General features: G+C 62.1%; 15 protein-coding genes. 7 read left to right on the forward strand and 8 right to left on the reverse strand.

The window, feature by feature from the left end; all coding sequences use genetic code 11:
* Positions 1–32: 32 nt before the first annotated feature.
* Positions 33–299, reverse strand: a complete 267-nt coding sequence (locus BV071_RS18805) for a hypothetical protein (RefSeq protein WP_035610616.1) — start codon at positions 297–299, stop codon at positions 33–35.
* Between the two features lie 95 nt (positions 300–394).
* Entirely contained in the window at positions 395–2,350 is a 1,956-nt protein-coding gene (locus BV071_RS18810; protein WP_052573558.1) for a hypothetical protein, read from the reverse strand.
* Between the two features lie 110 nt (positions 2,351–2,460).
* On the opposite strand from BV071_RS18810, the gene BV071_RS18815 reads away from it, so the two are divergent.
* Positions 2,461–2,694 carry an AbrB/MazE/SpoVT family DNA-binding domain-containing protein gene (locus tag BV071_RS18815; RefSeq protein WP_035610637.1) on the forward strand — a complete coding sequence of 78 codons (234 nt, stop codon included), beginning with the start codon at positions 2,461–2,463 and terminating at the stop codon, positions 2,692–2,694.
* Positions 2,691–3,098, forward strand: coding sequence for a PIN domain-containing protein (locus tag BV071_RS18820; protein WP_035610617.1), 408 nt, complete (start codon positions 2,691–2,693; stop codon positions 3,096–3,098). Before BV071_RS18815 ends, BV071_RS18820 begins: the two co-directional genes overlap by 4 nt.
* A gap of 21 nt (positions 3,099–3,119) precedes the next feature.
* Here BV071_RS18820 and BV071_RS18825 read toward each other — a convergent pair whose 3' ends face one another.
* Positions 3,120–3,653, reverse strand: coding sequence for a methylated-DNA--[protein]-cysteine S-methyltransferase (locus tag BV071_RS18825; protein ID WP_081886095.1), 534 nt, complete (start codon positions 3,651–3,653; stop codon positions 3,120–3,122).
* A 150-nt stretch (positions 3,654–3,803) separates the two neighbouring features.
* Here BV071_RS18825 and BV071_RS18830 point away from each other — a divergent pair, with 150 nt between their 5' ends.
* Positions 3,804–5,261 carry a DNA-3-methyladenine glycosylase 2 gene (locus BV071_RS18830; RefSeq protein WP_035610640.1) on the forward strand — a complete coding sequence of 486 codons (1,458 nt, stop codon included), beginning with the start codon at positions 3,804–3,806 and terminating at the stop codon, positions 5,259–5,261.
* On the opposite strand, the gene BV071_RS18835 is transcribed toward BV071_RS18830, so the two are convergent.
* The 3 genes from BV071_RS18835 to BV071_RS18845 are packed head-to-tail and all read right to left on the reverse strand — an operon-like array spanning position 5,244 to position 9,315.
* Positions 5,244–5,915, reverse strand: coding sequence for a metallophosphoesterase family protein (locus tag BV071_RS18835; RefSeq protein WP_035610642.1), 672 nt, complete (start codon positions 5,913–5,915; stop codon positions 5,244–5,246). The genes BV071_RS18830 and BV071_RS18835 overlap by 18 nt on opposite strands.
* Before the next feature lie 5 nt (positions 5,916–5,920).
* A complete protein-coding gene (gene recG / locus BV071_RS18840) occupies positions 5,921–7,984 on the reverse strand; it encodes an ATP-dependent DNA helicase RecG (RefSeq protein ID WP_052573560.1) in 2,064 nt (687 codons plus the stop codon).
* Entirely contained in the window at positions 7,981–9,315 is a 1,335-nt protein-coding gene (locus BV071_RS18845; RefSeq protein WP_035610619.1) for a hypothetical protein, read from the reverse strand. Before BV071_RS18845 ends, recG begins: the two co-directional genes overlap by 4 nt.
* A 129-nt stretch (positions 9,316–9,444) precedes the next feature.
* On the opposite strand from BV071_RS18845, the gene lepA reads away from it, so the two are divergent.
* Entirely contained in the window at positions 9,445–11,244 is a 1,800-nt protein-coding gene (gene lepA, locus BV071_RS18850; RefSeq protein WP_035610621.1) for a translation elongation factor 4, read from the forward strand.
* Positions 11,245–11,280: 36 nt separating this feature from the next.
* Here lepA and BV071_RS18855 read toward each other — a convergent pair whose 3' ends face one another.
* Positions 11,281–12,018, reverse strand: coding sequence for a hypothetical protein (locus BV071_RS18855; RefSeq protein WP_265594604.1), 738 nt, complete (start codon positions 12,016–12,018; stop codon positions 11,281–11,283).
* Between the two features lie 459 nt (positions 12,019–12,477).
* On the opposite strand from BV071_RS18855, the gene BV071_RS18860 reads away from it, so the two are divergent.
* From BV071_RS18860 to BV071_RS18870, 3 genes are all read left to right on the forward strand, one after another.
* A complete protein-coding gene (locus BV071_RS18860; RefSeq protein WP_265594605.1) occupies positions 12,478–13,548 on the forward strand; it encodes a hypothetical protein in 1,071 nt (356 codons plus the stop codon).
* Between the two features lie 105 nt (positions 13,549–13,653).
* Positions 13,654–14,361 carry a hypothetical protein gene (locus BV071_RS18865; RefSeq protein WP_265594606.1) on the forward strand — a complete coding sequence of 236 codons (708 nt, stop codon included), beginning with the start codon at positions 13,654–13,656 and terminating at the stop codon, positions 14,359–14,361.
* Positions 14,362–14,518: 157 nt separating this feature from the next.
* Entirely contained in the window at positions 14,519–15,607 is a 1,089-nt protein-coding gene (locus BV071_RS18870; RefSeq protein ID WP_052573562.1) for a class I SAM-dependent methyltransferase, read from the forward strand.
* 114 nt (positions 15,608–15,721) lie between these two features.
* Here the strand turns inward: BV071_RS18870 and BV071_RS18875 are convergent, their stop codons facing one another.
* Positions 15,722–19,378 carry a LamG-like jellyroll fold domain-containing protein gene (locus BV071_RS18875; RefSeq protein WP_035610629.1) on the reverse strand — a complete coding sequence of 1,219 codons (3,657 nt, stop codon included), beginning with the start codon at positions 19,376–19,378 and terminating at the stop codon, positions 15,722–15,724.
* Between the last annotated feature and the right edge of the window lie 227 nt (positions 19,379–19,605).

Raw genomic sequence — 19,605 nt, forward strand, 5'->3', positions numbered from 1 at the left:
AGCTCCTGCCCAAGGTGGTCCGCTCTTCCGGATCAGCTCCCGGCAAGGTGTGCCGAGATGCGGTCTTCCAGAAGATTGGTGATCGCAGACAGGGATTGGGTTCCGGATTGCGGGGCATCAAAGATCGATGCGCTCTCGCGCTCGGCCTTGTCTTCGGGACCCGGTTCGATCAGCATCACGTAGCGCGGGAAGCGGCTGGGCATCCACAGGATCTGCGGTGCCTTGATGAGAGTCTTCACGAGGGCCTCCACCCCGGCTCGCTTGGCCGGCGGAACTGAATCGTTGAGAGTGATTTTCACGGACTTTGGATTGATGCCGTTTCGCGTGAGGCACCAAGAGACCGGCGGTAGACCCTGCGGTAGACCATTGCGAGGTTTTTTCGCGAAAATCGGGGTCAGCTGCCCGGCGAGCTCGGTGCCACACGCAATTCTAGCACTGACCAATCCACTGCCACGTTATTTTCAATGGCGAGGTTGAATTTGCCGTCGGCAAGACGCGGAAGCTCGGCGGCGAGGTCGATGCGCAGGACCGTGGAGCCGGTGGTGGGAATGCTCTCCACGTACTGGGAAAGCGGCTTTGAGTTCGCCAGATCGTCGAGGAAGATCCGGCCGTTTTGGGCACCGCTCGCCATTCCGCGGACGCTGACTGACAAGGTGGCGCTCACGATGGAATCGCCGGGATCGAGCTTGAAGCCGTGGGTCCATGGCACACGGCGTCCGCCTTCAAGTGTGTCGAAGGCACCAGTCTTCCCCGGGGGCGCCGTTTTGGACAGCCATGCGGGATCAATTGGGACGCTGGCTCCGGAGTCCGCGGCAAATTCATCGAAATCGCCGACCACATATTCGCGGACTTGGAGCTTGGGGCGTGCTTGCAGGTCTTCGCGCTGTTTGCTCCACAGCGAGGCCGGGGTGACCTGGGCGCCGTTCGAATCGTAGGTGCCGGCCGTGCCGGAAATCTTGCCGATGCTGCCAATCAGCCAGTTTTGCGCGGTCGGCGGATTCTGGATAATGTAGGAGTCGGCTTTGCAGTTCCAGACCACGCAGTTGGCACCGGCCCAGCCGTGGCCGGTGCCCATGTTGCCGCGGTTGCGGATGTTGATGGCGTTTCCCTCCACTGTGACGCCGTCGTAGAGGAGGCCGCTAGCCCAGCGGTGGTGGGGGCCGGCGTCATTACGCGCCAATTCGCTGCTGCAGTTGACGAAGGCATTCGGCCCGGAAGTGGCAGCACCGGTGACAAACTGGTGGCGGTCATTGCGGGTGTGGCAATCCATGACGAGGCACTGCGACGCGCCATTGATGCCGAAGCCGTAGCGCCGGGCTCCAGTGACCTGCGAGACCGGATCCAGGCAAGTGGAGTCCATGACGCTGAGCTGACGCCCGCCATCGCCGAGCGTGACGCAGGCATAGCCGAAGTGCTCCGAGACGATGCGGCGGGCCCAGCAATCCTCCGCCCGGCTGATACTGACGAAGGTCCAGCCGTGCTCTTCGTCGTCCTTCACCGCGGCATTGAAGAGGGAGATGCCCTTGATGTCCTCGATGCCGCTATTCGTGATGCGACCGCTCCAAGTGAAGCGGTCCAAGGTCCCGCCGCCGAACTTGGCATCGAGCGCCGTAGTGATCGGCGCATCGATGAACACGCGCTGACCCTCGATGCGGGTGACTGTGCGCTCCATCTTGAGATCCTTGGAGCCCGGTTTCCACGGCTGTTCGAGCTTGTCCATGCCGAGGGCATCGATCCACGCCTGCGTCGAGGGACGGTGGACCATGATCTTTTGGCCGGCCACGAGGCCCTGCGGGTCATCAACATCGAAGTTGCGCGAGCCGACCGGGACATACTTGTCGGTGATCTTGCGGGTGCCGCCCTTCTCGATGGCCGGCGAGCCCTTGCTGGAAATCTCCACCAAGGTGTATTGGCGCGGCGCGGTGGCGATCAGGCGGGTGCCCTTGTCGCTGTCATTGGCTCCTGCGCCGCGCAGGACCACGCCGCTGGCGCTGATCTTGAGAGGGGCATCGAGCTGGTACTCGCCGGAGCTGAGGAGGACGGCACCGCGAATACCCTTGGCATCCAGGGGCAAGGCGCTGACTTGGTCGATCGCGGCTTGGATCGCGGCACGGTCATCGCCCTCGCCGGGTTTTACCGTGGCTTTGACCGGTACCTCGGGAATTGGCACGCGGCCGGCCATATAGCCACAATCGCCGAAATCCGGGATCCGGTTGCCGAGGGCATCGCGGGTGTAGAGCAGGCGGCCATCCGCGGCGAGATTCACCCAGGAACTTTGGGGCGGGGCGGCGTGGACCTTCGCGATCAGAAGGGCACAAGTGGCGATGCCGGGAATGAAGGACAGACGCATGCGGAACTCATGAAACCATTCTTCCGAGGTGGATGCCAGCCCCCCGCTTGAGCAGGAAAGGGCGGGAAGCTCCATTTGACCAAACACTGCAAGACTGGTATATACCGTATATGACAACGACGGTATTCTTCAACGGTCGTTCCCAAGCGGTGCGCATTCCGAAGGAACTGCGCTTGGAGGGGACGGAGGTGCGGATTCGTCGTTTGGGAGATGGCGTCTTTCTTGAACCTGTGAAGGGCTCTGAGTGGCCCGTCGGATACTTCGAGTCGATCCATATTAGCGATCCAAGCTTCGAGCGTGTGGATCAGGGAGAGATCCCAAGCATTCCTGATTTGGGAGAATGAGGTATTTGCTCGATACCAACGCCTGCATCCGGGTGATGCAGGGGCATCTCCAAATGCTCGCGAATATTTGCCGGTTTTCGCCGGATGACTTCGGTGTCTCGATGGTGAGCGTCTTTGAACTCCTCTCTGGCGTACAGAGATGCAGGGATCCGAAAGGTGAGCGAGTCAAGGTCGAGCGATTCTTGGCACCACTCCATCTTCTTCCCTTCGACTATGACTCCGCGGAGCGCGCGGCCGTCGTTCGCTGCGAGCTGGAGAAGGCAGGCAACAAGATCGGCGCCTACGATCTGCAAATCGCCGCGCAGGCATTGGCTCTTGATGTCACCCTGATCAGCCACAACGTCCGCGAGTTTTCGCGGGTAAAAGGCCTCTTGCTTGAGGACTGGGAAGCTTCCATGACATAGCAGGCCAAGGCCTGCTTGTTCTCAAAGCAGCTCCGGCTGTGGCGCGCACTTTGACTCGATGCCGAGCAGAAGCGCCTTCGCCTCCAGCCCTCCCGCAAATCCGGTCAGCTTGCCATTCGAGCCGATGACACGGTGGCAAGGGGCGATGATTGAGATCGGGTTCTTGCCATTCGCGGCACCCACGGCGCGGACGGCATCGGGGTGGCCGATTTGCTTGGCGATCTGCGCATAGCTGCGGGTTTCGCCGAAGGGGATGGTGATGAGGGCGGCCCAGACCTTCCTCTGGAAATCCGTGCCAGTGGCGAAGTCGAGCTTCACGCTGAAGCGCTCGAGCTTGCCGGCGAAATAGTCGCTAAGTTGCCGTTCGGTTTCGAGGAGGACAGGATGATTCTGGTTTTCCTCGACCTGGCCGAGGCGGACGCGCTTCGGGTCGTCGTTTTCCCAAAGGATCGCGGCGAGACCCTTGTCGCTTGCCACCAAGGTGAGCAGACCCACCGGTGAGGGCATGGTCTTCTGGAAGAAGCGGGTCGTTCCGGTTTGCGGGTCGAGTTTCATGATCATGCCGCAGTCTGGCGTATTTCCGGGCTGATGCTGGCCGTTTTCGGACACTGAAGTGAAAAAGATTCCGATGTCCGAAAATGGCCAGCACTGGAGCGGGCTTGCGCTATGGTGGCGCTAGCAACCCGCGAGAGCAAGCCAGTCGCCATGATCGATCCTCAAGTCGCATACAACGCCATGACCTCGCGCGATCCGCGCTTTGATGGCGTATTCTTCGTCGGGGTGACCTCGACCGGGATTTATTGTCGGCCGGTCTGCACGGTGAAGGCACCGATGCGGAAGAATTGCCTCTTCTTTGAAAGTGCGGAGGCAGCGGAGAAGGAAAGATTCCGGCCCTGCCTGAGATGCCGGCCGGAGCTGGCGCCCGGGCATGCACCCTTGGATCAAGCGCAGCGGATCGCGCACTTGATCGTGCAGCGGGTGAACGAGGGGTTGAGCGATGAAGGTGCCAGCCTGGAGGAGATCGCCGAGCAGTTCGGGATGAGCTCCCGGCAGTTGCGGCGGATCGTGCAGAAAGAGCTGGGCGTCTCACCGATTGAGCTGGTGCAGACGAGGCGGCTTTTGCTCGCGAAGCAGCTGCTCACCGAGACGAAGCTGCCGGTCACGGAGATCGCGTTTGCCAGCGGCTTCTCGAGCTTGCGGCGCTTCAATGATGCTTTCAGTTCGCGTTACCGCATGCCGCCGACGCGTTTGCGGAAAGAGGCGGCGGAGGTGGATTTGATGGCGGGGGATACTTCCACGCTGCAGCTTGGCTACCGGCCGCCTTACGATTGGGAAGGCACACTGGCTTTCTTGAGAGGAAGGGCGATTCGTGATGTGGAACTGGTGAGTGAGGATGCCTATGCGCGCACGGTGCAGCTGGGGAAGCACACGGGCTGGGTGAAGGTGGGCCATGCTCCGGCGAAGCATGCGCTGGTGGTGGAGTTCACCAACTCGCTTGTGCCGGTCTTGCCTGCTCTGTTAGGGCGCTTGCGGAATCTCTTCGATCTCGCTGCGCGGCCGGATTTGATCGCGGCTCATCTGGGGCAGGATGAGCTGCTAAAGCCGTGGGTGGAGAAGAATCCGGGGCTGAGGGTGCCGGGAGCTTTCGATGGCTTTGAGATGGCGATCCGTGCGATCCTCGGCCAGCAGATCACGGTGAAGGCCGCGACGACGATTGCGTGCCGATTTGCAGAAGCTTTCGGGGAGAAGATCACCACGCCTTTTCCGGAGCTCACGCGCTTGTCGCCTTTAGCGGAGACGGTCGCGCGGGCGAGCCTAGATGATGTCGCGAGGCTGGGGATTATCAGCGCGCGGTCTAACAGCATTCTCGCGATGGCGCGGGCTTTCCGGGCAGGTGACTTGACACTTGATGCGGGATCGAACCCGGAGAGCGCGATCGCGAAGCTGGTGGCCCTGCCGGGGATCGGGCAGTGGACCGCGAACTACATCGCGATGCGGGCACTGCGCTGGCCGGATGCCTTTCCGAAGGAGGATATTGCAGTGAGAAATGCGTTGGGCCGGGTGAGCGCGAAGCAAGCGGAGGAGAGGTCGCAGGCGTGGCGGCCGTGGCGGAGCTACGCGGTGCTGCACTTGTGGCGCAGCCTCTCAGCGCAGGTGGCCTGAATTCATGCTGCCTTCGGCATCCGCTTGCCAGAAGTCGAAGCTGTCCATTTCAAGGCAGGTCAGCTTTCCACCCTTGGAGATTCCGGTGTCGATGCAGATCGTGTGTCCCAGATCGGCGATACGAGCGAATTCATTGCGGGTGTGGCCACATACCACGGTCTTTCCCGATAGATGGGGCGTGGCCATCGATAAGGTCATCCATTGCAGCCGCTCGATCTCTTCCTCTGCCGGTGATTTGAAGGCGCGGATCCCGCCGTGCACGAAGATGAAGTTCTCCGTCTCGTGCCAATCCACGCAGGTGTTCTCCAGGAAATACCAGTGGTGGAAGGGCACGACCCGGATGAGGTCTTCGCTACTGCCCGCACCGTAGCTGGCAAGGGAGTTTTCACCGGCGAGGGTTTCCCAGACCAAGAACTTCGTGGGGTCGAGGTGGGCATCCAGGAAGATCTGATCGTGGTTGCCGCGGAGGAAGACGGTGTGGGGGCGCGAAGCGAGGCCACAGAGAAGCTCGAGAGTGCCTTTCACATCCGGGCCTTTGTCCACGTAGTCGCCGAGGAGGATCAGGCAATCTTCGTCGCCCAACGGGATCGCGGCGAGCAAGGCTTGCAGGGCCCGAGTGTGGCCGTGGATGTCACCGATGACGAATGTTCGCATCTTGCTCAATCTCGCCGGACGCTTTTGGCTTGGGGTTCTTGGATCATGCCGGCGAGCGCGGTATGCTGCCCTTTAAGCATGGGGTCCTCCTTGATCACCTGATCTGCCAGTGCCCGCGCCTCGCGCAACAAAGCGGTGTCGGCGAGAAAGTCTGCAAACTTCAGATCTCCCAAGCCACTCTGCATGGTGCCTAATACGTCGCCTGGTCCGCGGATGCGCAGGTCCTCTTCCGCGATGACGAAGCCATCGGAGGTCTTCTCCATTACCGTGAGCTTCTCCATGCCATCGGCGCTTTTGCCATCGGTGAGAAGGATGCAGTAGCTCTTGTGCTCGCCGCGGCCGATGCGGCCGCGAAGCTGGTGGAGCTGCGCGAGGCCGAAGCGCTCGGCGTGGTGGATGATCATCAGGTTCGCGTTCGGGACGTCGACGCCTACTTCAATCACCGAGGTGGCGACGAGGGCATGGATGCTGCCATCACGGAAGCGCCGCATCACTGCCTCCTTCTCCTCGGCATCCAGCTTCCCATGCACCAACCCGACCGCGTAGCCGGACAAGCGCTTCTGCCACTTCTCGAATGCCTCCGTCGCGGACTCGGCCTTCAAGGCCTCGCTCTCCTCGACCAGAGGATAAACCAGATAAGCCTGCCGCCCCGCCTCAAGCTGGTCTTTCACGAACTTGGTAACCTCCGTCTGCTTCGCGGCAGTGCGTAGCGCCGTGATCATCTTGCCGCGGCCAGCAGGACGCTCATCGAGAACCGAGACATCCAGATCCCCGTAGATCGTCATCGTCAGCGTGCGCGGGATCGGCGTGGCGGTCATCACCAGCACGTCGGGGGTTGTGCCTTGCGCGATCAGGCGCGAGCGCTGGGTCACGCCGAACTTGTGCTGCTCATCGATCACCACGAGGCCGAGATCGTTGAAGAGGGTCTTGTCAAAGAGCAGCGCATGCGTGCCGATTAGCACCTGGGGCTCGCCTTCCAGCGCGAGGTGGGTGTGTTCCTCCTTCGCAGCGGTGCGCAGAGCCACGCGCACGCCGAGCGGCTCCAGCCATTTGCGGAAGGTCAGGAAGTGCTGCTCGGCGAGGATCTGCGTGGGCGCCATCAGTGCGGCCTGGCATCCGGAGTCGATCGCCAGCAGCATCGCCGCCATCGCCACGAAGGTCTTGCCCGAGCCGACGTCGCCTTGCAGCAGGCGGTTCATGGGGCGCGGCTCGCGCATATCCGCCACGATTTCCTTGATCGAGCGCTTCTGGGCGCCGGTCAGGTCAAAGGGCAGGCTCTCGTAGAAACGCTTGAGCAGCGTGGTCTTGGTGCCCAGCACTCGGCCGCTGTGGTCGTGATGCCGTGCCCGCCGCCAGACGACATTGAGCTGGAGCGTGAAGAACTCCTCCAAGGCGAAGCGCCGCCGCGCTGCCTCCGCTTGCTCCAGTGCCTCGGGGAAATGCACCTCGCGAAATGCCTCCGCCCGAGGGTAGGTCGGATCGACATCGAAGGCCGGCACCAGCGCCGCCGGATCGATCCGCTCTAACAGGATATGCTGGATCTCCCGTAGCCGCCGCTGCGCGATACCGGAGACATTGCGGTAGATCGGCACGATGCGTTCCAGGTGGATCGAAGGCCCGCCGTCCTCGCGGATCACCTCGAACTCGGGGTGATCGATGACCAGCTTGCCGTTCAGGTCCTTGGGCTTGCCGTAAAGGATCACCTCCTGGCCGGAGGCGACCATCTTGTGGATGAAGGGCATGTTGAACCAGCGGCAGGTCACCTTCGAGGAACCGAAGACGCCGCCGGTGCCGTCCATCACCACCGCCTCATAAAACTGCCGCCGCGGCCCGAAGGCTCGCTTCATGGAGTCAACCACGGTGCCACGCAGGCAGACCGCCGGGCCGCCCGCTTGGGCTGGAAAGGCATCGAAGCGGCGACGGTCCTCGTAGCGCCGCGGCAGCCAATCGAGCAGGTCCTTGGGGGCATGCAGTCCGGCGGTGGCCAGCGCAATGACCTCCTTCGGGGCGAGAAAATCGAGCGAGGCTAGCGGAGCGGTCGGTGCGATCACGGCGGTGCCAGCCCTCATTGCTGCACGTCCATCTTGTCGATCTGCAGAACCTTGCCGCGCTTGCCGCCTTCGTCCTTGAAGGTGCCGGTGAAAAGCACCTCCTTGCCACGCAGCTTGTCCAGCTCACCCATTTCAAAGCCCTTTTTGTTGTTGGAGACCGCGTAAACGGCCCAGCGCTCGGTCTTTTCGTGGCGTAGCATGATGTAGCGGACCTGATCCTTGCCGCTGCCTTCCTCTTTGATCTCTGAGAGCGTGCCGGTCAATTGGTTGTCCGGATGAGCTTTGAAGGTCGGCGAGGGGGAAGGGATGTTGGACGCGGGGAGGGCTGAGCCTTTCGTGGCCGCAGCGGCCTTTTGGGCGGCGGCATTCTTTTCCATGTCGCTGGAGCCAAAATCGAGGGCGCTTTTCGCGGGTTCGGGTGCCGCTTCCGAAGCGGTTGCGCTCGCCTCCTGCTTGCCCGAGAGAAAGGCAGGAAGCTTCCCGCCGGTTTTCTTGAACCAGATGACTCCGCCAGCAGCTGCCCCGGTGATCAGCGCAACTGCGAGCAAGGCCGGCAGCGGTGACTTCTTCTTCGGAGCGGCCTTCTCCTTGGGCTGCTTTTGGGCAGCCTTCATGGGAACTGTGGGCACTCCGCCGGGCTGCGTGGCGGTGGCCATGGACATCGCCGGGGCGCTGGTCATGGTCAGGGGCTCAAGCAGGGCTTGGATTGCCTCGTCGAGTGACCAGCGGAAGGGATTTTCACGGACTGCCTTGACCCAACTGCCGAGGCCTTCACCGACACCCGCCACCGGCTTGCCGCGCCAGTGGAGCGCCCGCTCGGCGAGCTTCGCCAGCGGCAGCAGGCCGCCGCGGTTTTCCGGGGTGGAGAGCCATTTGATCGGGCAGACCCAGAAGGTGATGTTTTCTCCGGCGACCGGGAGAACGATCGAGTCGGGTGTGGTCTCGACCCAGACCGCTTCCTCGCCGAAAACCGCGGAGAGTTCCTTGGAGGCGTCGAGCGCGTGGGTGAGCAGGGCCTTGGTCGAGCCGGGGCTGAGTGGGCGGGATTTGAGGAGCTCGCCGAGGCGCTGGCCTTCGACCCACTCACTCACCAGGAAGGGCATGCCGTCCACCGGATCGCAACCACCGTCGAGAATCGTGCGCAGGGTGGGGTGGCGGAGTTCGCGGACCCTTTCGAGCGCCGCCATGTAGGCCGCCCGCTCGGCTTCCTGCAGGCCGCCGCCCTCCGGGCCGTAGGGAAAAAAGCGGCGGAGCACCACGGAACGGCCGGATTCGCGCTCCTCGGCATGAAAAACAATGCCGCTCTTGTCCTGCGCGAGGATATCCAGGATCTCGTATTTTCCAGCCACCGCTCTTGCACTACCAGACTGCGGGCGGCTCCGCCAACCCCCACGTGAAAGTTCCGGGACTTTCTTTTTCCGTGATTTCCGTGTATGAGGTGCTTTCCTCCGCGCGCCCGAGAGCCCGTCCCGCCCGCTATGCCTACTTCCCTGACCCGCAATTTTTCGATCATCGCCCACATCGACCACGGGAAGACCACGCTCTCCGACCGTCTGATGGCCGCCACCAACACCGTGGCCGAACGCGACCAACAGGCGCAACTTCTTGATGCCATGGATCTCGAGCGTGAGAAGGGCATCACCATCAAGTCCCACCCGGTGGCGATGGAATACACGGCGAAGGACGGCAAGACGTACAAGCTCAACCTCTTGGACACGCCAGGCCACGTCGATTTCTCCTACGAGGTCGCCCGCTCCCTGGCCGCCTGCGAGGGCGCGATCCTGATGATCGATGCCGCGCAGGGCGTAGAGGCCCAGACCGTGGCAAACCTTCACCTCGCCCACCAGCAGGACCTCCTCATTATCCCGGTTCTCAACAAGATCGACCTGCCCGCCGCGGACGTCGAGAGGTGCAAGAAGCAACTCGAGGACATCCTCGCCATCCCCGCGGAAGACGCGATCCCCGCCTCCGCGAAACAAGGGATCGGCATCGAGGCCATCCTCGAAGCGGTTGTGAAGCGCGTGCCGCCTCCGGTCGAGAATCCGGACAAGCTGCTGCGTTGCTCCGTTTTCGACTCCATCTACGACACCTACCGCGGTGTGGTTTCCTACGTCCGCGTTTTCTCGGGCACCGTGAAGAAAGGCCAGCGGGTCAAGCTGATGCACACCAACAAGACCTACGAGGTCAAGGAAGTGGGCGTCTTCACCCCCAAGATGAGCGCCCGCGACAAGCTCGTCGCCGGCGATGTCGGCTACGTCATCGCCAACATGAAGTCCGCGGACGAGGCGAAGATCGGCGATACCATCACGGACAACACCCATCCCTGCCCCGAGCCGCTGCCGGGCTACAAGGAGATCCAGCCGATGGTCTTCTCCGGGATCTACCCGATCGATACTTCCGACTACGAGGCGCTGAAGACGGCGATGGGCAAGCTGCAGATCAATGACGCGGCCTTCACCTACATGTCGGAAAGCTCGACCGCCCTCGGCTTCGGCTTCCGCTGCGGCTTCCTGGGCCTGCTCCACATGGAGATCATCCAGGAGCGCCTGCGCCGGGAGTTCAACATGGACGTCATCTCCACCTACCCCTCGGTGATCTATCAGGTCACCAAGACCAATGGTGAGGAACTCATCGTCGACAATCCCTCCTTCTTCCCCGAGCAGCAGACCATTCAGGAAGTCCGTGAGCCCTTGGTGAAGGTCTTCATCATGATCCCCGGCGACTACATCGGCGATATCATGTCGCTGGTGATGGAGAAGCGCGGGGAGGTGGAGAATACCGAGACCATCGATGACACTCGCGTGATGCTGACCTGCCTGCTGCCGCTGGCGGAGATCCTCGTCGATTTCAATGACCGCCTGAAGTCCTGCACCCGTGGCTACGGCTCCATGGACTACGAGCACGCCGGCTATCGCGCCGCGAACATGGTCAAGATGGACATGCTCATCGCCGGCGAGCCGGTTGAGGCCTTCTCGACCATCGTCCACCGCGAGAAGGCCGAAGGCTACGGCCGCGCCCTCGCCGCGCGCCTGAAGGACGTCATCCCGAACCAACTCTTCGTCGTCGCCATCCAAGCCTGCATCGGTGGCAAGATCATCGCCCGCGAAAGTATCTCCGCCATGCGCAAGGACGTGACCGCCAAGTGCTACGGCGGTGACATCTCCCGTAAGCGCAAGCTGCTGGAGAAGCAGAAGGAAGGTAAGAAGAAGATGAAGGCCATTGGCAAGGTGAACATCCCGCAGGATGCCTTCATCAAGGTGCTGAAGAGCGGGGATTGAGTGAGCTTGATTCCTGCAGCGCAGGAATCACTCCCTTCATTCAAACTCTACCTTATAGAAGCGCCGCGGGGCCGAGTAGACCGTGTCAAACACGGTCTTGAGGGTGCCATCGCCAGAGACCGGAGCGCCGAGATCGAACCAGGTGATCTGGTCGTAGCTGTATTTCGGTTGGTAGCTCACCCCCTGAGCGCTCTGCCACTGGATGCTCATCGCTCTCTCGATGTTCAATTGGGGCACCACCTTCGGCACCGGCGATGGATCGACCACATCTGACCACACATAACCGACCCGCAAACGATCCACCAGAACCGAGGATGCCGGTCCACCGGTATCGTCCGAAGAGGTGCTGAATCCGAAGCTGGAGATTTTTTCGGTGCTACCGACAGCGGCACTGACACTCCCGGCCCACCCTCCTGGGAATGCTGCAGGCGGATTGACCCAAAAAGCGAACTGGGCCGTGGTGCTCGAAAGTCGGATCACCTGCACCACGATGAGGTAAGTCTGGCCTGGCGATAGGGATGGCACGACGCCACCGCCGCTTCCATTGGCCTTGTAAGCGCCCGCAAGAAGCTTCGAACCCTGCTGATCCGGTCTGAAGGCGATGCGTCCCCAAGTCGAGGTGTCCGACCCGAGGCGGAACTCGATACTATCCGTGCCAGTTCCAGCGGAAAGCGGATGAACGAGAAAGCTACAGTAGAGGGTCGCATTGAGATCGGGAATCTTCCTGAAGGTGTGCAGAACCCCGGCAACCGGCTCGGGTGCCGTTTTGATCAAAAGTGCTCTGGAACCACCATCGGCGCTGCCTCCGGAAGGCACCTCGTAGCGTAAAGCCGTTGCCGGCTGCACAATTTCAAAACGGGAGTCGAGACCTCCACTCCACGATGCCTCCCATCCCGTGGCATCGCCTCCGCTTCCTTGGAGCGATGCTCCTGTCGGCATCCCTTCGAAAGACTCGCCCGCGATCAACTGGCCCGAAGCCGATTCCACGAGAAGCAAAAGGGGAAGAAATGCGGAAGCGGACAGAGCGCGGGGGAGCATTGCAGATGACGGTGAAGTGCTGGAATCGGAGAGTCAATCCGCCTTCGGCCACCAGAGAACCGACGACAGTTCTCTCCCAAACGGGTAGGCTTGTTCCATACTGACAAAAATCATGCCTGGGTTCATGTATCTGGATCGGAGACAGGCCGAATGTCTGCGTCCTTGCCTCCATTCCCGCCCCTAACACGAGTGAACATGAAAAACCCTTCTTCACCGGCGATTCTATCGACCCTTGGCTTGATTGCTTCATTGGTCGGTGCGCCCCTGGCCTCCGCAGTGACGCCGTGCATGGATGTCCTGCATCTCTTTACCGCAGAGAACGTGCCGGCATTTGCTCCGACCGAAATCAAGATCCCGGACCGCGGGACCAATGGAGTCACCCGTTCCGATTTGCCGGGCAAGGGCCTCGCGCAGCACCCGATGCTCTACGTGGGGGAGAACTGCAACCGGATGTTCCTCGTCAAGGATGGCAAGGTGATCTGGACCTTTGACACGGGCAATGGTCCGGAGTTCGACGACGTGTGGATGCTCTCCAACGGCAACATCCTCTATAGCCGCATGGCCTATGTGGCGATGATCTCACCGGACAAGAAGGTGCTGTGGCGCTACGATTGCAATTCATCCAAGGACAAGCACACCGAGGTCCACGCCTGCCAGCCGATTGGCTTGGACAAGGTGATGTTCGTGGAGAATGGCCAGCCGCCGAAGCTGAAGGTCATCAACATCAAGACGGGCGCAGTCGAGGTGGATCACGAGCTCCCGATCGAAGCATCGCAAGGAGTACACGGGCAGTTCCGGCGCGCTCGTGTGACCGCGCAGGGAACCTATCTGGTTTCCTACCTCGTCGGGAATCGCGTCGTGGAATACGACAAGGACTTCAAGGAGATCTGGAAGTACGAGATCAATCAGCCTTGGGCCGCGATCCGTCTGAAGAATGGCAATACGCTCATCACGAATGAAAAGGATAGCCTCACCCGCGAGGTGAACTCCAAGGGTGAGACGATCTGGGAGTTCAATTGCAACACGGACCTGCCAGCGGAGTACCGCTTTACCTCTCCGCCGCAGAGCTGCACCCGCTTGGCGAATGGCAATACCATCTTCACCTCGCGCGGTAAGAATGGCGAAGGCCCGCAGCTCATCGAAGTGACTCCCGAGAAGAAAGTCGTTTGGGTACTCCAGGACTGGAAGGCTCTTGGCGATGGCACCGCCGTCCAGATCCTGGATGATCCCGGCATTCCCGAGGTTCCGGGCGAATCGGAGCACTGACCCGGTTGGGCCACCTCGCGGGTTCGATGAAATTTCTGTGAAGCCTTCCCGGCGGGAGCGATTTGCCTTTATCGGGTGCTGTCCTTGGCAAAGACACGGCGCCTCATGAGATATCTCCTCCTCGCTGGCGCATCGCTTCTCCCCTTGATCTTTGGCTCCTGCGCCAACAAATGGACTGAAGCTCAGAAGGCCCAGATAACATCACTGTCCGTTGCGCCGGGCGTTGCTCCCGATGCCTATAGACCGCCGATCGGAAATGAGGTTCACTCCGCCCCCATCGTTGCGGTCGGCGGCGGTGGGTTCGGGGCCGGAGCTGCGGCAGGAGCGGGTGCCCAGCTGATCGTGGAGATCGCTGCCCTCGCCCAGCAGAAGATGTTTGAGAGCAACTACGCGGATGCAATCGCCCGCGCGCCCGGGACTGTCCCTGGCGACATTTCCACCCGCATTCACAAGGAGGTCTCGAAGTCGCTCGGGGCTCATCCTTTCCTCAAAGGTAAGATCAACAATGCCTCCCCGAATCACTTCGTGGTGAGCGTGGACACCTTCCGCTACACCCGGGCCGGCAAGGATGACGATGTGCTGGTGACCCCGATGATCGGCGGCAAGTTCGAGTTGATCGCAGCGGATGGAAAGAAGCTGCTCACCACCAACTTCGTCGCCGTCGGGAAAACCGCCAAGTCCTTGAACGCCTTCGTGGCGGACAAGGCACTCGCCAGCCGGGCCTTCGATGAAGCGATTGCCCGGGTGGCCCTGAGGGCTCGCAACGCGATTGAGGTGAAGCTGGGAGAAACCCCGACCAAGGAGACACCCTAGTAGGAGCTATCGATCGCCGCCGGGCGAGAGCCGGAGGGCTTCCGCGAATGCTGCCCGGCCCGGCAGGAACTACAAAATGAGACCTTTTGCTGCATTCCACTGTGCCAGCGAATGGGTATGGTAGTTTTGCGTCCCTTCTTTCCGGGCGCGCACTGCCATGCAATCGACACTCGAATCCCAAGCGCGGCGGACCGAGCTCCGCCCCGATCTCCTGGAAGCATTCGCCGGTAAAATGATGGTCGAAATGGGTGCTGCCGTCAGTGGTGCCCTGACCGTCTTGGGCGACCGCCTCGGCATCTACACCGCACTGGCGAAATCCGGCCCGATCAACTCACAGGATCTGGCCAAGGCCACCAGCCTGGACGAACGCTATCTCCGCGAATGGCTCGCCGCGCAGGCCGCCTCCGGCTACGTCGACTGCGATCCGGAGGCCGGCTTGTTCTGGATGAATCCGGAGCAGATCGCCGTCTTCGCCGATCCGGACAGCCCGGTGGCAATGAGCGGCGCTTTCTACAGCATCTCTGCAGCCTATCATGATGTGCCGCTGCTCGAAGCCGCATTCAAGAGCGGCAAGGGCGTGGCATGGGGCGATCACCACAATTGCCTCTTCTGCGGCACCGCCCGCTTCTTCCGCCCCGGCTATGCCGCGAACCTTGTCTCCTCATGGATCCCGGCACTCGACGGAGTGGAAGCGAAGCTGAAGAAAGGTGCCCTGGTGGCGGATGTCGGCTGCGGCCACGGGACATCCACTCTCATCATGGCGGCGGCTTACCCGCAGTCCAAGTTCATCGGCTACGACATCCACGAGGGCTCCATCGAGGCCGCACGCCAGCATGCCGCGGAGGAGGGTGTTAGCAACGTCGAGTTCCAGGTCGCCACCGCGAAGGATTTCCCGGGCAGCGGCTACGACTTCATCACCATCTTCGATGCGCTGCACGACATGGGCGATCCCGTGGGCGCGGCGGTGCACATCCGCAAGGCGCTCAATCCGGATGGAACCTGGATGATCGTCGAGCCCTTGGCCGGCGATAAACTCGCGGAGAACCTCAATCCGCTGGGACGAGTTTACTACAGCTTCTCCACGGTGATCTGCACGCCTGCCTCACGCAGCCAGGAAGTCGGCCTCGCGCTTGGTGCCCAGGCCGGAGAGAAACGCCTGCGGGCCGTGGTGGAGGAAGGCGGCTTCACCCGCTTCCGCCGCGCCTCGCAAACGATGGTGAACATGATCCTGGAGGCGAAGCCCTAGCCAAGAATCACCGGCATCCGTCTTTAGGGCGGTGCCTGCAAAAAATAGCACCCTGCCTCGCGACCTCGTCGAAGCAGGGTGCCGACCTTATCCCGAATCCCCCGGTGGATCGGGTCAGGGAGTGAACTCGATGCGGAAGAACTTCGCACCGGAGCTGAAGGGGCCCGAGGACCACGAGGTGGTCACAGCGGGTGCCGCGGCGGCGGGCACGGTGGCCTCCAGCGTCGGGAAGGAGTTCAGGTTGCTTCCGCTACGCACCTGGAAGCTCAGGCCCGGCTGGCTCGGCCAGGTGAGGGTGATGCCGGTGGCCGCGCTACCGCTGATCTTCGCATCGAAGCCCGACTTGCCATCCACCGGAGAGAGGTTGAGGGCAAACTCCACTTCGTTGATGGTGCCGTCGTGATCGGCATCCCCAGTGCGTGATCCAGCCGGAGTCTGTGGATCCAGCCCGTAGCTGGCGGCCCATGCGTCGTAGGAAGGAGCGTTGCCGATCAGCGCCGACTCTTGCGAGTGGATGTTCGAAACCTCACTGGCGGGGAGTGCGCCGGAGTAGATCTTGAACTCATCCATCAGCCCGGTGAAGCCGCGGTCCACTCCGCCTTCCGCGCCGAAGTAGATCGGCAGGAGCGGTGCCGAAGGCGTGATCATCGGCTGGGAGCCGACCTCCACGCCATTCACATAGAGGCGGGCGGTGGTGCCATCGAAGGTTCCGCAGACGTGCTGCCAAGTATCCGCGACGATGGTGCCACCGGCGAGGTTGAAGTTGTTGTTCACGATGAACTTCCAATTGTTGGTCCCGCCGTCGCGGCCGAGGAAGAAGCCATCCTGGAAGCGCGAGGTGATCAGGCGCGCCCAGGTGGCTTGCGCTTCCGTGCCGGGCTTGATCCAGCCCATGACCGTGAAACCATAGCTCAGGTTCAGCGCGGGGATTTCCACGCGATCGGTATTGGCCGTGCAAGCCAGCGCTCCGCCGATGCCCTTGCTGCCGTCCCACGCCATCGTCACCGGCTGGTTCTGGAAGTTGGCAAAGGTCCCGTTGGAAGTGGCGTCCGGAGTTGCCGGTACCGTGGTGCCGGAGGTCTCGTTCATGCTCCAGCGCGCCATCAGTCCGTATGCCGGCGGTGTGGAGGAGGCGCTATTTGGATTCGAGCCGCGGGCCACCTCAAGGGCATCGGCATAGGTATCCCCGTCGCTGTCCACCGCCAGCGGATCGGTGCCGGTATTCGCGCGGCTGACATAGATGCCGGTCCCGGTTTCAACCAGATCGCTCAGCGTGTCGTTGTCGCTGTCCTTGGAGCGCGGGTTGGTGGGCGCAGACACACCGTTGACCTTGCGGTTGACCTCGATGTCATCGTTCAAGCCATCGCCATCGGTATCGGCCTCATTGGGGTTGGTGAGATTCGCGTATTCCACCTGGTTGTTGAGGCCATCGCCATCGGGATTGCCGAGCGGATCCGCAGTGCCAGGACCGGTGAAGTAGGTGAACTCCCAGCCATCGCCAATGTGGTTGCCATCCGTATCCGGCTGTGAGTGTGCGTCCTTGGGATCGCTGGCATCGGTGGCCCAGTCGGCGGGATTCGGGGTATTGCCGAGGAATTCGTCGATGTTGAAGGAGCCGTCGCCGTCGCTGTCGTCGAAGGGTCCCGCGGCGGTTGAGCCGAAGTGCTGGATTTCCCAGGCATCGGCCATCGAGTCGGCGTCCTGGTCGGTGGGCAGCGAGTTGGCATCGTTGGGATTGGAGCCGCCGAGGAATTCCTCGCGGTTGCTGAAGCCATCGCTGTCCGTATCGCTGGTGCCGCTGTACTTCGCGAGGATCACCGCATCCGTTTCGGCGGGGTTAGCGGTGATGTCGCGGAAGTTCGCGATCTCCCATTCGTCGAAGAGGCCGTCGCTGTCGGTATCGGGATTCGCCCACACCGGGTTGGTGCCGAGGCGATACTCGATCAGCGAGGAGACGCCGTCGCCATCTGGATCAAGTGCAGCATCGGCGTTGCTAGCGGGATTGAGTCCGTAGAAGACTTCGTAGAAGTCCGGCAGGCCATCGAGGTCGCTGTCGTTGTTCTTCAACTCCGAGGCGCTCAGCGCGCGGTCATGAACCACCAGCTTGGCGATCGTCATGCTGGCAGCGGGAGCCACCAGCACCCCGGTCGGACCGTTCTGTGCGCCGATGCGGATTGGCAGCGGGTTGCCTGCCAGATCCGTGGCCCAAGTGTTGAGCGTATTGGTTTCTTCCGCGGCTAGGACGCCGTCATTGTAGACCTTGAAGGCCTTGCCGGTGGAGTCGTAGGTGTAGGCCACGTGAGTCCAGCGGCCGGTCTTGGGCGGCACCGTACCCCAGCCGACGTCCGCTGCGGCACCCCAGCCACCGAAGGCGCCGAAGGTCGCATTGGTGCCGTGAATGAATGAGCTATGGGTGCCATCTGGACCATCGCGGTGGCCCCAGGAAACGATCGTCTCCTCGGTCGCCGCGGCGGGATTGTAGATCCATGCTTCCACCGTCCGCGAGCTGCCGCCGGTCAGGATGCTGGGAGCCGCCGGTCCGACCAAGGAGGCCGCCTGGCCATCCAGGGTGACGCCCTTCACTCCTTGCAGGGTGGTGACCGTTGGTGGCGTTTCGGAGACGGCATTGAAACTGCGGGTCAGCAGGCCGGTGTTCGTCCAAGTGGTAAGCGGTCCCAGCGGCAGGGCGCTGGCATCCAGCGAGACCAGGGGACTCGCGGCGTGACCGGTGGGGACGCTCGCGGCATTGTTCGGATCCGAGCCTAACAGAACTTCGATCTGGTCCTTGAAGGTATCGCCATCGCTATCGTCGGAGAGCGGATTGCTGCCGGTATTTGTCGCGCTGACGAAAGTGCCGGTACCGGTTTCCTCATTGTCGAGCAGACCATCCTTGTCGCTGTCTTTGGAGTTCGGATTGGTGGGCGCTGCGACACCGGCGACCTTGCGGTTGATCTCCGTGCCATCCGTCAGGGTGTCTCCATCGCTGTCCGGGTTGGTCGGATTGGTGGAGGCGTCATACTCCTGCTTGTCGGTGGCACCATCGCCATCGAAGTCGCCGCTGCCGGAGAGCTTGGTGAGATCACCGGGGAAGTAGCCGTATTCCCAGACGTCGAGGAGCTGGTCGTTGTCCGAGTCCGGATTCGCAATGGTGGTCACCGCGATGCCACTGAGCACGGCACCATCCTGGGGGCCGGTGCCGCCGTAGCTGCCGGAGGGCCGCAGGCCGAGCGCGATCTGGCCGCTGCCATTTGCGGTGGCGACGAGGGTGGTGATCTTCGCGTTGTTGCCCTGCGTGAGCATCACGTTCTCTTGCCAGGTGCCATTGAGCAGGATCGCTTGTTCGCGTGGGCCGAAGCTTGTCGTGACGGACTGGATCAGATTGAGCTGATAGGAAGTTCCCGCGGTGAGCCCGGTGATGGCGACATCCATCCCGCCGCCGCCAAAGAAGAGCGTCCGCGCCAGTTCGGTCATCGCCGTGTCATTGGCGGAGGTTTCACCCGCGCCGAAGTTCAGATTACCGGTGAAGTTCCCGGTGAAACCGCCGAGCCCGGTGACCGTGAAGCCCGCGGCGGGCGCGCCAGTGAAGGTGGCGCCTTGGACGGTCCGGGCGGTGCCGACTCCGAGATTCACGCCCTTGAGGTACTGGGCGGTGACGGTGAGGCCTTGCCCTGCGTCGCCACCGGTCAGGGGCGCGGTGGCGGCGTGCAAGGAGGAGAGATGCGAAACACCGATACCGGTGCAGAAGTAGATCAGGCAGCGTTGGGTCTTCATGGCAGTGGGGTAGCGGAGGCTTGGGCTCCTCCGGAGATCGGGGAGGTCGCGACAAGGGCGACATCCGCCGATGGGAGGCTAGTACGACCCAAGCGCGGCAATCCACCGGCTGATTGCCGTGGACTGGTGCCGGATTGACAAGGGGCGGCCCGCCCATGGGGCCGCCTCTTACCTATATCTTCCGGAGCCTAACACGGACCGACGTGCAGGCAGGGTGGGAGCATCTG

The sequence above is a fragment of the Haloferula sp. BvORR071 genome, from assembly GCF_000739615.1.
In the GTDB taxonomy this organism is placed as follows: Bacteria; Verrucomicrobiota; Verrucomicrobiia; order Verrucomicrobiales; family Akkermansiaceae; genus Haloferula.

Bases quoted from the DNA above. Each gene is read 5' to 3' on its own strand.
- BV071_RS18810 (WP_052573558.1), bottom strand. From the start codon at position 2,350: ATGCGTCTGTCCTTCATTCCCGGCATCGCCACTTGTGCCCTTCTGATC.
- BV071_RS18815 (WP_035610637.1), top strand. From the start codon at position 2,461: ATGACAACGACGGTATTCTTCAACGGTCGTTCCCAAGCGGTGCGCATT.
- BV071_RS18820 (WP_035610617.1), top strand. From the start codon at position 2,691: ATGAGGTATTTGCTCGATACCAACGCCTGCATCCGGGTGATGCAGGGG.
- BV071_RS18825 (WP_081886095.1), bottom strand. From the start codon at position 3,653: ATGAAACTCGACCCGCAAACCGGAACGACCCGCTTCTTCCAGAAGACC.
- BV071_RS18830 (WP_035610640.1), top strand. From the start codon at position 3,804: ATGATCGATCCTCAAGTCGCATACAACGCCATGACCTCGCGCGATCCG.
- BV071_RS18835 (WP_035610642.1), bottom strand. From the start codon at position 5,915: ATGCGAACATTCGTCATCGGTGACATCCACGGCCACACTCGGGCCCTG.
- recG (WP_052573560.1), bottom strand. From the start codon at position 7,984: ATGAGGGCTGGCACCGCCGTGATCGCACCGACCGCTCCGCTAGCCTCG.
- lepA (WP_035610621.1), top strand. From the start codon at position 9,445: ATGCCTACTTCCCTGACCCGCAATTTTTCGATCATCGCCCACATCGAC.
- BV071_RS18860 (WP_265594605.1), top strand. From the start codon at position 12,478: ATGAAAAACCCTTCTTCACCGGCGATTCTATCGACCCTTGGCTTGATT.
- BV071_RS18865 (WP_265594606.1), top strand. From the start codon at position 13,654: ATGAGATATCTCCTCCTCGCTGGCGCATCGCTTCTCCCCTTGATCTTT.
- BV071_RS18870 (WP_052573562.1), top strand. From the start codon at position 14,519: ATGCAATCGACACTCGAATCCCAAGCGCGGCGGACCGAGCTCCGCCCC.
- BV071_RS18875 (WP_035610629.1), bottom strand. From the start codon at position 19,378: ATGAAGACCCAACGCTGCCTGATCTACTTCTGCACCGGTATCGGTGTT.